We start from the raw sequence: 13074 nt of genomic DNA, 5'->3' as shown, positions 1-13074 counted from the left end.
TCCTTATGTGGTTATAGCGGAATAACCTCCCACGAATAAGGGTTGCGAACTTGTGAAAACTCGCAACCCGACAAGAAACAAATTAATCCTCGATTACAATACCCATACTGCGTGCAGTACCTTCAACCATGCGCATTGCCGCTTCAACGTCTGCTGCGTTTAAGTCAGGCATTTTCGTTTCAGCGATTTCGCGTACTTTATCGCGCTTAACGGTTGCCACTTTATTACGGTTTGGTTCACCAGAACCAGACTCAATTCCAGCTGCTTTTTTAAGCAATACTGCAGCAGGTGGAGTTTTTGTAATAAATGTAAATGAACGGTCTTCGTAAACCGAAATTTCAACAGGAATGATTAAACCAGCTTGGTCAGCTGTACGAGCGTTAAACTCCTTACAGAATCCCATGATATTAACACCGGCTTGACCTAGTGCAGGTCCAACTGGCGGCGCTGGGTTAGCTTTTCCAGCAGGAATTTGCAATTTTACAACTTTTACTACTTTTTTAGCCACGAGACACACCTCCTTAAGTCCGTGATGTGGTAATAGGGTAAACCCTCCCACTCAAGGTTTCATTCTTTATATGAATGATGAAATATCAAGCTAGCTGCCTTGGATAAGTCCAAGACGTACCTTTGCTATATTATCATTTATATATAGCAATTTCAAGTTTTTTCACATTACAATTTGTCGATCTGGGTAAATTCCAGCTCAACCGGCGTTTCACGGCCGAACATATTAACGAAAACTTTAACCTTGCTTTTATCGTAGTCAATCTCTTCAATTGATCCCGTAAAGTTGGCAAAAGGTCCGTCTATCACTTTCACTGTCTCTTTTAATTCAAAGTCAATGTCAGTTTTGCGTTCGTCCATACCCATTCTCTTCAGAATGGTTTCTGCTTCGCCAGGAAGAAGCGCCGTCGGTTTTGAACCAGAGCCGGCAGAACCTACGAATCCAGTAACACCAGGTGTGTTGCGGACAACATACCAAGAATCATCCGTCATGACGATTTCAACAAGGACATAACCAGGGAATACTTTCTTTTTGACGACTTTTTTCTTGCCGTTTTTGATATCCGTCTCTTCTTCTTCAGGTACGACTACACGAAAAATCTTATCCTGCATCCCCATTGATTCAACACGTTTTTCCAAGTTGGCTTTTACTTTGTTCTCATAACCAGAGTACGTGTGAACAACATACCAATTCTTTTCCATTCTCTTCAGGACTGTCCAGTCCTTCCCTCCCCGCATTTGGTTTTAGTGTACTACCATAACGCTTCATGCAATAAATAGGCGGTAAGCCTATGATAACTTTCATTTTTAACCCACAATAAAAAACCCGCTGAACGGGTTTTGGCAAGTGATATTATGATCTATTATAGCACGTATTGCTGATCATTATTCAACTATTAAACGAATTAATTGAGAAATTCCTGTGTCAAGGAGGGCAAAAAAGATAATAAAAAAGATAACTGTTGAAATAACCGTGATGGTATAGCGAGTTAACTCTTTTCCTTTAGGCCAGCTTACCTTTTTCATTTCTTTCCCAACATCTTTAAAGAATCTCATAATACGCATGTAAAAGACCTCCACAATTTAAAAGCGCAAACACTATTTTGTTTCAAGATGAGCTGTATGTGAATTGCAAGTACTGCAGTATTTCTTTACTTCTAATCGCTCAGCCGCTGATGCAGAGCTCTTCATTGTCGTATAGTTACGGTTTCCGCATGTCTTGCATGCTAACGTAATCTTTTTTCTCATGTCATTACACCTTTTTCTAAATAGACATTAGTTCTTATCTTAAGTAACATATCATAGTCAGAAAAATACTGTCAATATACCATAAATCCCTATTACAAACTGATCTCGCGAATTTCCAGGTACTTCTCCAGCTTGCGTTTGACTCGCTGAAGGGCGTTATCGATCGATTTGACATGGCGGTTCAGCTCATCTGAAATCTCTTGGTAGCTTCTTCCGTCTAGATATAATACAAGTACTTTTCTCTCTAAATCACTTAAAAGTTCTCCCATTTTCATTTCAATATCATCAAATTCTTCCTGATTGATAATCATTTCTTCTGGGTTTAACGTTTTCGCTCCCGAAATGACATCAAGCAGCGTTCGATCTGATTCTTCATCAAAAATCGGTTTATCTAATGAGACGTAGGAATTCAAAGGAATGTGTTTCTGGCGAGTAGCTGTCTTTATTGCGGTAATAATTTGGCGGGTAATACATAATTCTGCGAAAGCTTTGAAAGAGGTAAGCTTGTCCTCTTTGAAGTCACGAATAGACTTATAGAGGCCTATCATTCCTTCCTGAACAATATCTTCTCTGTCCGCACCTATTAAAAAATAGGATCTTGCTTTTGCACGAACAAAGTTTCGGTACTTCGTAATCAAGTAATCTAACGCATCACTGTCCCCAACATGAACCTTTTCAATGACCTGCTCGTCCTCCAACTGGCAAAACTGCTCTTTGTTGAATTTTCCCTTGTTGTTCTGTAGATTCACTCCGATCCCCCCGGCGCACGTAGATAGAAATATTATACATTACTGGACAAAAAAGCGTCAACTTAATCTAAGTCGCCCCTCCGCCATTTTTCAAACGTTTTCAAAACCTCTTCCGATAAAGCAATTTTACCCGCTGGCTTTTCGGAAGTGATCTTTCTTACCCGCCTTTCGATTCGCCTTTCTATCGCTTCTACCTCTCTCAAGAGCTCCCGGGCCGATTTTCGCAATGCCCCTTGTCCGAAAATCGCCCACTGCTCAGTGTAGTCAGAGGTCGCAACATGAATTTGAGTCGCAATGTTATTCAGATCCTGTGCCAGCTTTTCTATCCGCTCATCCGCAGTCTCATTTTCTTTTGTGAAAATCACTTCAACTCTGTGGTTAGTCTGTTTTTTCTCAATTCCCTTCACAAGATGCGCGTCAAATACGACAATAACCCTGTTTCCTGTATACGATTGATATTCCGCCATTTTCTGAATCAGTACGTCTCTCGCCTCTTCAAAACTATTCGCTTTTAAATCCTTCAGCTGCGGCCAGGCTCCAATCATGTTGTATCCGTCTACTAACAGGATATCCATTGATCATTATTCTCCCAGAGGGTTTCGCTTCCGGTAGACTTCATACATCAAAAGCCCCGCCGCTACAGATGCATTGAGTGAAGTAACTTTACCTGCCATCGGGAGTTTAATAAGAAAATCACATTTTTCTTTAATCAGGCGTCCCATTCCTTTTCCTTCACTTCCGATGACGAGAGCCAAAGGCATGCTGCCGTCCATTGTGCGGTAATCCTCCCGCGCGGATGCATCCGTTCCGACAACCCAGATTCCCCGCTCTTTCATTTCCTCTAGCGTTCGCGCCAAATTGGTGACCTTCGCCACTGGAATATGCTCAATTGCGCCTGTTGAAGCTTTTGCCACTGTAGTTGTCAGACCGACAGCTCTGCGTTTTGGAATGACAATGCCATGGGCGCCGACTGCATCAGCTGTTCTCATAATTGAACCGAGATTATGAGGGTCCTCAAGCTCGTCCAGAATGAGAAAGAAAGGCTGTTCATTTCTTCCCTCTGCCGCTTTATATAAGTCGTCCAGTTCCGCGTACTCATACGCTGCGACCTGCGCCACTACACCTTGGTGCTGCCCCGTCACCATTTGGTCGAGTTTTTTTCTAGGGACGTATTGAATGGTGATGCCCTGCTTTTTCGCAAGCTCAATCACCTGCTGTGCTTGTCCCTTTACGGTGTTTTCCGCCATCCACAGCTTATACAGCTTGCGATCTGATTTTAACGTCTCGATCACTGCATTTTTTCCTATGACGTAATCATGTTGCTGACTCATTTGTTTTCCTCCCTGACCGTTCCGAATTGTATAGCTTCAGCAACAAGCTGATTCAGTCTTTCTTCTTTTTTCTCAAGAAAAAGATAGCCCAGCAGTGCTTCAAATGCTGTACTATAGCGGTACGTCTGCACATCTGTATTTTTAGGAATCGTTCCCGACTTGGCATTTCTGCCTCTTTTCAGCACCGCTTCCTCTTCTTCCGTGAAAAATGATTGATTCCGCAGAAAGAAAAGGATCTCAGCCTGTGACTTTGCCGATACGATCCGGCTTGATTTCTTGTGAAGATCATTTGGTTTGGTAAATCCCTGCTTAAGCAGGTGATGCCTCACATAAACTTCAAAAATGGCATCACCTATATAAGCAAGCGCAAGGCCGTTAAGCTGCTTTGAATCTTTTATCGTTTCAAAATCAAGCATCCGTTATTCTCCCCGTTTCCAGCGAGTGCCTTGAGCCGTATCTTCAAGAATGATATTCATGCTTTTCAGCTGGTCGCGGATCTGATCAGACAGAGCAAAATCACGATTGCGTCGCGCTTCATTTCTTTTTTCAATCAAATCTTCAATCTCTTGATCCAGAAGCTCCTGCTCACCCAGTGAGAAACCGAGGACAGAAACAATTCGGTCAAACATGTCAATAAACGCTGTAATAACGTGATCTGCCGTATGATCTTCCTGAAGATAATAGTTCGCATTCTTCGCCAAATCGAATAAAACAGAAATGGCATTCGCTGTATTAAAATCATCATCCATTGCTTCTTCAAATGCTGTTCGATGTTCTTCAATCTTTGCAAGCCATTTATCATCATCTTCTGTTAAATTCGTGCTGCTGTTTAAACGGTGCTGAAGGTTGCTGTACGCTGTTTTCAACCGGTTAAACGCGCTCTTTGTGTTCTCCAGAAGCTCTTCTGAATAGTTAATTGGGTGACGATAGTGAACAGACAGCATAAAGAATCTGAGCAGCTGCGGATCATGCTGTTTAATAATGTCATGCACAAGCACAAAGTTGCCGAGTGATTTTGACATTTTTTCATTATCGATATTGATATAGCCGTTATGAAGCCAGTATTTCGCAAATGTTTTGCCAGTCAGCGCTTCTGATTGAGCAATTTCATTTTCATGGTGAGGGAATGTTAAATCCTGGCCGCCTGCATGGATATCAATTTGATCACCTAAGTACTTTTTCACCATCGCAGAGCATTCAATGTGCCAGCCCGGACGTCCTTTCCCCCAAGGGCTTTCCCAAGAGATTTCTCCTTCTTTAGCCGCTTTCCACAGAGCGAAATCAAGAGCATCTTCTTTTTTCTCGCCAACTCGGATGCGTGCGCCAGATCTCAATTCATCAATCGATTGCTGCGAGAGCTTTCCGTATCCCTCAAATGCTCTTGTTTTGAAATAAACATCTCCTTCAGATTCATAAGCATAGCCCTTTTTCACCAGCTGATCTATGAAATCAATAATCGCATCCATGTTTTCCATGACGCGCGGATGAAGGTCCGCTTTTCTGCAGCCAAGAGCGCCCACATCTTCAAAGTATGCCTTAATAAAACGCTCAGAAATGGTCGGAACATCTTCACCAAGTTCATTTGCCGCTTTAATTAATTTATCATCTACATCTGTGAAGTTAGAGACATATTGGACATCGTAGCCTTTATACTCCAAATAGTTTCGAACCGTGTCATAAACGATGGCCGGACGGGCATTTCCAATATGAATATAATTGTAAACCGTCGGTCCGCACACGTACATTTTTACTTTTCCCTCTTCAAGAGGAACGAACGTTTCCTTCTGTCTAGTCAATGTATTATAAAGAGTGATTGTCATTTTTGATTAATCCTTTCTTTTCTGTCTTCAAGTTCCGTCTTCAGCTCTAAAATCTGCTGTTCCAAAGACTTAAACCGGTCAGCAACCGGATCGGGTAAATCCTGATGGTTTAAATCCCGTTTGATTTTCTTGCCGTTTTGCACGACAACCCTTCCCGGGATGCCGACAACTGTAGAGTAGTCCGGAACATCGTGTAGCACAACTGAACCAGCCCCTATTTTAGAGCCTTCACCGACAGTTATTGAACCGAGCACTTTAGCACCTGTCGCTATCAAAGCGTCATCTTTAATTGTCGGATGCCTTTTGCCCCTTTCTTTCCCCGTTCCTCCAAGAGTAACCCCCTGAAAAACGGTTACGTTATTGCCGATTTCACATGTCTCCCCAATGACAACCCCCATCCCATGGTCTATGAAAAATCTTCTTCCGATCGTAGCCCCTGGGTGGATTTCAATTCCTGTAAAAAATCGGCTCACCTGAGATATAAGGCGTGCAAGGAAATAAAATTTTCGTTTATATAAAGCATGTGCAATCCGATGCGCCCATATAGCATGTAAACCGGAATAAGTTAAAATCACTTCAAAATAACTTCGTGCTGCAGGATCTTGATCGAACACCGTATCAATGTCTTCTTTGAGCATTTTAAAAAACACATGCTTCCCCCCATTCTACCCGCTATCATCTATCTATTTCCTCTAGACCCAATAAAAAAAGCGCCTCTGCATGTAAACATGACAGAGACGCTTTGACCGCGCGGTTCCACTCTGTTTGAAAAGCAGACTCCTGCTCTCCCAACTTCAGCCTGTAACGGCGGCGGCCGCCTTTGAATACTGGTTTCGAAAAACGTTCTTCAAAGGTCTTAAGGGCGCACTTCTAAAACCCGACTCCTGGATCTCTCTCAGCCAATGAAGATCCTTTCTGTATTGGTCTAAAGCTTTATACTCTTCCCTGTCAACAATCATCTATTTAGATATTTTTCAACCGCTGAATTGCAGATTCTTTTCCGATCAGTTCAATTGATTGCGGAAGCTCAGGACCGTGAGTTTGGCCTGTTACAGCAACACGGATCGGCATAAACAGTTTTTTCCCTTTATGACCTGTTTCTTTCTGCACTGCTTTGATAGAAGCTTTGATCTGGTCCGGAGTGAACTCCTCCAGCTCTTCAAGCTTCGCAGCGAATGTGCTGAGTACTTCAGGCACCTGTTCTTCTTCTAGAACAGCTTTTGCTTCTTGATTATACTCGATCTCATCCGTAAAGAACAAATCAGTCAGCTCAACAATTTCCGCACCGTAGCTCAATTGCTCATGATATAGAGAAATCAGTTTGCGAACCCATTCTTGTTCTTCAGGAGATAGTTCATTGCCAACTTTGCCGGCTTTTTGAAGATGCGGGAGCGTAAGCTCAACAACCTGATCAAGATCCAATTTTTTCACATATTGGTTGTTGACCCATTTCAGCTTATGCATATCAAACAGAGCTGGTGATTTAGATAAACGATTTACATCAAAAATTTCAATAAACTCTTCTTTTGTGAAAAGCTCTTCTTCTCCCACCGGCGACCAGCCCAGCAGGCCGATAAAGTTGAACAGCGCCTCCGGCAAGTAGCCAAGCTCTTTATATTGCTCAATGAATTGAATAATCGATTCATCACGTTTGCTGAGCTTTTTACGGCTTTCATTTACAATCAACGTCATGTGGCCGAACTGAGGAATATCCCAGCCGAACGCTTGAAAGATCATGATCTGTTTTGGTGTATTCGAAATATGGTCCTCACCGCGCAGCACGTGCGTCATTTTCATTAGATAGTCATCCACAGCTACTGCAAAGTTATAAGTCGGCGTTCCGTCTTTTTTCACAATAACAAAGTCGCCGATGCCATCAGATTCGAAAGAAATTTCACCTTTTACAATATCATTAAACGCAATGATTTTTCCTTCAGGGACACGGAAACGAATACTCGGCTTTCTGCCCTCTGCAAGGAATTTTTCCTGTTCTTCCTGAGTCAGATCTCTGTGCTTTCCGGAATAACGCGGCATCTCTCCGCGGGCAATCTGCTCTTCACGTTCTTTTTCAAGTTCTTCTTCTGTACAGAAACATTTATAAGCAAGCCCTTTTTCAAGCAGCTCTTCATAGTAAACCTTATAGATATCGTTACGCTCGGACTGACGGTATGGGCCGTACTCTCCGCCGACATCCACACTCTCATCCCAGTCGATGCCAAGCCATTTTAAATAGTTGAGCTGGCTTTGTTCTCCGCCCTCAATGTTGCGTTTTTTATCAGTGTCCTCAACACGAATAATAAACTTGCCGCCTTGGTTGCGGGCAAATAAATAATTAAAAAGCGCCGTTCTGGCATTTCCAATATGCAAATGTCCTGTTGGACTCGGTGCATAACGGACGCGTACTTCGTTTCCCATTTCATATACTTCCTTTCATCTCATGTATGGCCTCAGGCTAAATATATGCATCTATTCTACCACCAAATAGACCGGGCATCAAAACAAGTTAGCCTTTTTGTATCAGCACTGTGGCTTGAGCCGCTATTCCTTCCGCTCTTCCTGTAAATCCAAGCTTTTCGGTCGTGGTCGCTTTAACATTCACTTGGGAAACCTCTGCCTCAAGCCCTTCAGCGATTCTTTTTCTCATGTCTTCTATGTACGGCGCCATCTTCGGCTTCTGTGCAATGATCGTACAGTCAATATTTCCAAGTACATACCCTTTCTGTTTCACAATCCCCCAGACATGCTGAAGTAATTTAAACGAATCAGCATCCTTGAACTCCGGATCTGTATCAGGGAAATGCTTGCCGATGTCGCCCTCCCCGACAGCTCCGAGACATGCATCAGCAACGGTGTGCAATAATACATCCGCGTCAGAATGTCCGAGCAATCCTTTTTCATACGGGATTTCAACTCCGCCGATAATGAGAGGCCGGCCCTCTACTAATTGGTGCACATCAAAACCTTGTCCGATTCTAAACATGATTATTCCCACTTTCTGCTTCCATGATAGCTTCAGCTGACGTTAAATCATCAGGAGTCGTCAGCTTAATATTTGTATAGTTACCTTCTACAACACGAACCGAACGGCCCTCCAGCTGTTCGACGAGACTGGCGTCATCCGTTCCTAAAAACCCTCTGCGCTCTGCCTCAGCGTGAGCCTCCATCAATAAAGAAAGACGAAAAGCTTGTGGCGTTTGGACAGCCCACAAGCTTGAACGTTCAATCGTCTCACTGACTTCTAAATCTTGAACGCGTTTAATCGTATCTTTTACCGGAACAGCCAGGATGGCCGCTCCGGTCTGCTCCGCTTCAACAATCAGTTCATCAATCTGGTCATGCTTTATAAAAGGACGAGCGCCGTCGTGAACGAGGACAATCTTTTCTTGTTTAACGGCTTTGAGCCCTTTATAAACACTGTGCTGGCGTTCATCTCCGCCTGCTACAAGCTCGATAGCGGTTTGAAACGGATATTGGTTCAGCAATTGCTGAAAGTCGTCCCGTTCGCGCTCGTTAATCACCAAAATGATTCTGCCGCACGGACGATGGCTGTCAAACACCCTTAAAGTGTGAATGATAACCGGGTCTCCTTTCAGCTCGATAAACAGTTTATTTCTCCCTGCCTTCATCCGTTTCCCCTGTCCGGCCGCAAGAATTACCACATCATAATTCATTGTTCTTTCTCCCTTTACAGCGCCTTCTCCAACAGCTTAGGCTTGGCAAAAATCATTCGTCCCGCTGCTGTCTGCAGCACGCTTGTGACGAGAACATCAATGTGTTTGCCGATATAATTCCGTCCTTCTTCAACGACAATCATAGTGCCGTCATCCAAGTAAGCGACTCCCTGATTATGCTCTTTGCCGTCTTTAATGACCTGAACATTCATTTCCTCACCCGGAAGCACAACAGGCTTGACCGCGTTGGCAAGGTCATTAATGTTTAACACTGCTACCTTCTGAAGCTCGCACACTTTATTTAAATTAAAATCATTCGTCACAACGACTCCGGATGTCAGTTTAGCGAGTTTGACCAGCTTGCTGTCAACCTCCTGGATATCTTCAAAGTCACCTTCATAAATTTCAACTTTAATATCTAATTCTTTTTGAATGCGGTTCAGGATATCAAGACCGCGGCGCCCTCTGTTGCGTTTTAACACATCTGAGGAGTCAGCGATATGCTGCAATTCCTCAAGGACAAACTGCGGAATCACGATAATTCCCTCTAAAAAACCAGTCTGACAAATATCTGCAATTCTCCCATCAATAATAACACTTGTGTCCAGGATTTTCAGCTTTTTGTCTTGGACCTCGTGCTCTTCATCAGCTGTTCCTTTTTTCTTTTGCATTCTGGCGGAAATGGAGAATAGGCTGATCAATTCATCCTTTTTCTTAAAGCCCACCTGAAAGCCAAGATAACCGAGAAAGAAAGCTAAAAACACAGGGATGATTGTGCTGAGTATGCGGTAAGGTATATTGTCTAAAGGAATAACGTTTACGATAAGATAAGCAATTATAAGTCCAAATACTAAGCCAAGACTTCCAAATAACAAATCTGGGACCGGCGCTTTTAATAATGAATCCTCTATCCACTTAACCCAGTTCACAACGTAATCTGTACCCCATATACTGATGAGAAAAAAGATAATTGCACCTATTGCCGCAGACGTATATGCGTTTGTTATTAAAGGTATGTCCTGTAAACTTAACAGTACAAACAATTCAGGTATTAAAAATATACCAACAACGCCGCCGAAGATAATGAAGAACGCCTGAACTATTCGTTTTAACATACCCCCACCTCCTTTAAAGAAAATTATTGTATTTCACAAGATTTTACGCAACCTACGAATATCAGAATAAACAAAAACCAACAATAATATACCCGTAAAGATATGGTTTTAACCGAAAATCATAGCTGTCTGTCTAAATAATGCTTCTCTTGAAGGCGTTTTAAGCCCTTTTTGATTTTTTGGGCTCGTACTTCACCGATACCCTCTACTTCATCTAATTCTTCTGCGCTGGCCTCAATAATTCTCGGCAGTACGCCAAATGCCTCCACCACATTCTCCACAATCGGCATCGGAAGGCGCGGAATCTTATTTAGCAGCCTGTATCCTCTAGGCAGAACATAGTCATCAAGATTTGTAGAAGCCGGATAACCAAGCAGCTTATAAACAATGGAATCATCAAGCAAATCGTAGCTGGACATATCCTGCAGTTCTTTTAAAAGGACAAATGGATCTTTAATCTTTTCTTTCACATAATCCTTAATAAATAAAGCAGCCTCTTCTTCCATATCAGTAATCAGTTCGATGACCTGCAGTTTAATCAAATGACCTTCTGTTCCCAGTTCCCTGATATACATGTTGATTTCATTTTTGATTCGCAGCACCATTTCATAACGGTGCATCACAGACAGAACATCGCTGAATGTAACGAGTTCCTCAAACTCTAATGCGTTTAGTGCATTAATCGTTTTGTCCAGAATTGTTTTATATTTTTCTAGAGTTTGAATGGCTTGGTTCGCTTTTGTTAAAATAAATCCTATGTCTTTAAGTGTATACTTCATACTTTCCTGATATAACGTTATGACATTTCTTCTCTCAGAAATTGCGATAACGAGACAGCCGGTTTGCTTAGCTACTCTTTCGGCGGTGCGGTGCCGCATTCCTGTTTCTGACGAAGAAATTGTGGCTTCAGGCATCAATTGTGTATTGGCATATAGGATTTTTTGACCAGAATCACTTAAAATAATCGCACCATCCATTTTAGCCAGTTCATATAAATGCGCCGGAGAAAAAGCAGTGTTAATGTGGAAACCGCCATCCACCACTTCTTTTACTTTATCATTATATCCAACAACAATCAGACCGCCTGTATTTGCTCTCAGTACATTTTCTATCCCCGCTCTGAGCGGTGTTCCAGGAGCAACAAACTGCAAAATAGAAGACAGGTCTAACTCATGTTTCGCCCCTTTTTTCTCTTTTTCCATCTATTATCCTCCTAATGAAGTACGAAGTGCCTCTGCAACATTTGCTACTCCGATGACCTCAATCCCTTTTGGTTTCGTCCATCCATCCAGATTTGCCGCAGGTATGATCATGCGTTTAAAACCAAGCTTTGCCGCTTCTTTTACACGCTGTTCAATTCTTGATACCCGGCGGACTTCTCCTGTTAATCCCACTTCTCCTATAAAGCAATCTGCAGGATTTGGAGGTGTGTCTCTAAAGCTTGATGCGATACTGACCGCTATAGCAAGATCAATCGCAGGTTCATCAAGTTTGACGCCGCCCGCTACCTTCAAATATGCATCCTGATTTTGCAGCAGCAGCCCTACTCTTTTTTCTAACACAGCCATTAACAGTGACACCCTGTTATGATCTATCCCTGTTGCCATGCGCCGCGGATTGCCAAAGCTTGTTGGCGAGATGAGTGCCTGAATTTCTACAAGAATCGGCCTTGTACCTTCCATAGAAGCCGTTATGCTCGACCCCGCAGATCCCGCCGAACGCTCTTCTAAGAAGATTTCCGAAGGATTCAGTACCTCAGTAAGCCCTTCTTCCCGCATTTCAAAAATACCCATTTCGTTTGTAGAACCAAAGCGGTTTTTTACAGCCCGTAAGATTCGGAAAGTATGGTGACGTTCTCCTTCAAAGTATAAAACAGTGTCAACCATATGCTCCAGCAGTCTCGGCCCCGCGATGGATCCTTCTTTCGTTACGTGACCTACAATAAATATCGGAATACCTTTTGTCTTTGCAATTTTCATCAGCTCGGCTGTACATTCTCTTACCTGTGACACACTGCCGGGAGCCGATGTAATATCGCTTTGATAGACCGTTTGAATAGAGTCAACAACCACAAACGCTGGATTCATCTCTTCTATAGCAGACGAAATATACTCCATATCGGTTTCGGATAAAACATGCAGTGAGGGATTATTTATGCCCAGACGGTCTGCTCTTAATTTAGTTTGTTTTACCGATTCTTCTCCTGAAATGTACAGAACATGACGTGTTGAACCAGATAACTGAGCGGATACTTGCAGTAATAAGGTCGATTTTCCGATGCCGGGGTCCCCGCCAATTAAAACAAGTGAGCCCTTCACCACACCGCCGCCGAGCACTCTGTTAAACTCGCCGAGCTGTGTTTTAACCCGGGGTTCTTCTGATGTTTCGATTGATGTTATGGGGGAAGGTTTCTGTACGGTTTGAACAGAATGAGAAAAAGCCGCTCTCCGATTGGCCGGTGCTTTTTTAATCATTTCTTCCACCATTGTATTCCAAGCACCGCAGCCCGGACATTTCCCCATCCATTTTGGAGACTCGTAGCCGCAGGATTGGCAGATGAATTTGGATTTTGTTTTAGCCATAAATAGTGTAAGACCTCTCCCTTGTTCTATTTCTTGATACGAAATTGAGGC

15 protein-coding genes, 1 pseudogene and 1 other annotated feature are annotated in these 13074 nt (G+C 42.9%); all 16 genes and pseudogenes read right to left on the bottom strand.

Going from position 1 to position 13074, the window contains the following annotated elements; translation table 11 throughout:
• Positions 1-82 precede the first annotated feature (82 nt).
• The 16 genes and pseudogenes from rplK to radA all read right to left on the bottom strand — a co-directional run bounded on the left by rplK (position 83) and on the right by radA (position 13023).
• Entirely contained in the window at positions 83-508 is a 426-nt protein-coding gene (rplK, locus tag NSS75_RS00655; protein ID WP_003156430.1) for a 50S ribosomal protein L11, read from the bottom strand.
• A 167-nt stretch (positions 509-675) separates the two neighbouring features.
• Positions 676-1209: a transcription termination/antitermination protein NusG gene (gene nusG, locus NSS75_RS00650; RefSeq protein ID WP_010332761.1), complete on the bottom strand. Its 534-nt coding sequence runs from the start codon at positions 1207-1209 to the stop codon at positions 676-678.
• A gap of 183 nt (positions 1210-1392) precedes the next feature.
• A complete protein-coding gene (gene secE / locus NSS75_RS00645; protein WP_010327716.1) occupies positions 1393-1572 on the bottom strand; it encodes a preprotein translocase subunit SecE in 180 nt (59 codons plus the stop codon).
• A 33-nt stretch (positions 1573-1605) separates the two neighbouring features.
• Positions 1606-1755 (bottom strand): 50S ribosomal protein L33, encoded by a 150-nt coding sequence (rpmG, locus tag NSS75_RS00640; protein WP_003156421.1) that lies wholly within the window; start codon positions 1753-1755, stop codon positions 1606-1608.
• Positions 1756-1847: 92 nt separating this feature from the next.
• Positions 1848-2504 (bottom strand): RNA polymerase sporulation sigma factor SigH, encoded by a 657-nt coding sequence (sigH, locus tag NSS75_RS00635; protein ID WP_003225758.1) that lies wholly within the window; start codon positions 2502-2504, stop codon positions 1848-1850.
• A 62-nt stretch (positions 2505-2566) separates the two neighbouring features.
• Positions 2567-3079 (bottom strand): ribosome-dependent mRNA decay endonuclease Rae1/YacP, encoded by a 513-nt coding sequence (gene rae1 / locus NSS75_RS00630; RefSeq protein WP_044153431.1) that lies wholly within the window; start codon positions 3077-3079, stop codon positions 2567-2569.
• Positions 3080-3085: 6 nt separating this feature from the next.
• Positions 3086-3835, bottom strand: coding sequence for a 23S rRNA (guanosine(2251)-2'-O)-methyltransferase RlmB (gene rlmB / locus NSS75_RS00625; protein WP_198097890.1), 750 nt, complete (start codon positions 3833-3835; stop codon positions 3086-3088).
• Positions 3819-4251: pseudogene (locus tag NSS75_RS00620) on the bottom strand (mini-ribonuclease 3). The gene rlmB and the pseudogene NSS75_RS00620 overlap by 17 nt, the downstream one beginning before the upstream one ends.
• A 3-nt stretch (positions 4252-4254) precedes the next feature.
• Entirely contained in the window at positions 4255-5655 is a 1401-nt protein-coding gene (gene cysS / locus NSS75_RS00615; protein ID WP_101861386.1) for a cysteine--tRNA ligase, read from the bottom strand.
• Positions 5652-6305, bottom strand: a complete 654-nt coding sequence (gene cysE, locus NSS75_RS00610; protein WP_059336716.1) for a serine O-acetyltransferase — start codon at positions 6303-6305, stop codon at positions 5652-5654. Before cysE ends, cysS begins: the two co-directional genes overlap by 4 nt.
• A gap of 80 nt (positions 6306-6385) precedes the next feature.
• Positions 6386-6616: a binding site (T-box leader), on the bottom strand.
• Between the two features lie 2 nt (positions 6617-6618).
• Positions 6619-8070, bottom strand: coding sequence for a glutamate--tRNA ligase (gene gltX, locus NSS75_RS00605; protein ID WP_044153440.1), 1452 nt, complete (start codon positions 8068-8070; stop codon positions 6619-6621).
• Between the two features lie 88 nt (positions 8071-8158).
• Positions 8159-8635 (bottom strand): 2-C-methyl-D-erythritol 2,4-cyclodiphosphate synthase, encoded by a 477-nt coding sequence (gene ispF, locus NSS75_RS00600; RefSeq protein ID WP_095714845.1) that lies wholly within the window; start codon positions 8633-8635, stop codon positions 8159-8161.
• Entirely contained in the window at positions 8628-9326 is a 699-nt protein-coding gene (gene ispD, locus NSS75_RS00595) for a 2-C-methyl-D-erythritol 4-phosphate cytidylyltransferase (protein ID WP_268498699.1), read from the bottom strand. The genes ispF and ispD overlap by 8 nt, the downstream gene beginning before the upstream one ends.
• Positions 9327-9340: 14 nt before the next feature.
• Positions 9341-10441 carry a PIN/TRAM domain-containing protein gene (locus tag NSS75_RS00590; protein ID WP_059291688.1) on the bottom strand — a complete coding sequence of 367 codons (1101 nt, stop codon included), beginning with the start codon at positions 10439-10441 and terminating at the stop codon, positions 9341-9343.
• 119 nt (positions 10442-10560) lie between these two features.
• A complete protein-coding gene (gene disA / locus NSS75_RS00585) occupies positions 10561-11643 on the bottom strand; it encodes a DNA integrity scanning diadenylate cyclase DisA (protein ID WP_003242042.1) in 1083 nt (360 codons plus the stop codon).
• Positions 11644-11646: 3 nt separating this feature from the next.
• A complete protein-coding gene (gene radA / locus NSS75_RS00580) occupies positions 11647-13023 on the bottom strand; it encodes a DNA repair protein RadA (RefSeq protein WP_044153447.1) in 1377 nt (458 codons plus the stop codon).
• Positions 13024-13074 lie beyond the last annotated feature (51 nt).

Source organism: Bacillus sp. FSL K6-1012 (assembly GCF_037964915.1).
Lineage (GTDB): Bacteria > Bacillota > Bacilli > Bacillales > Bacillaceae > Bacillus > Bacillus halotolerans.
This window is presented reverse-complemented; position numbering and strand designations above follow the sequence as displayed.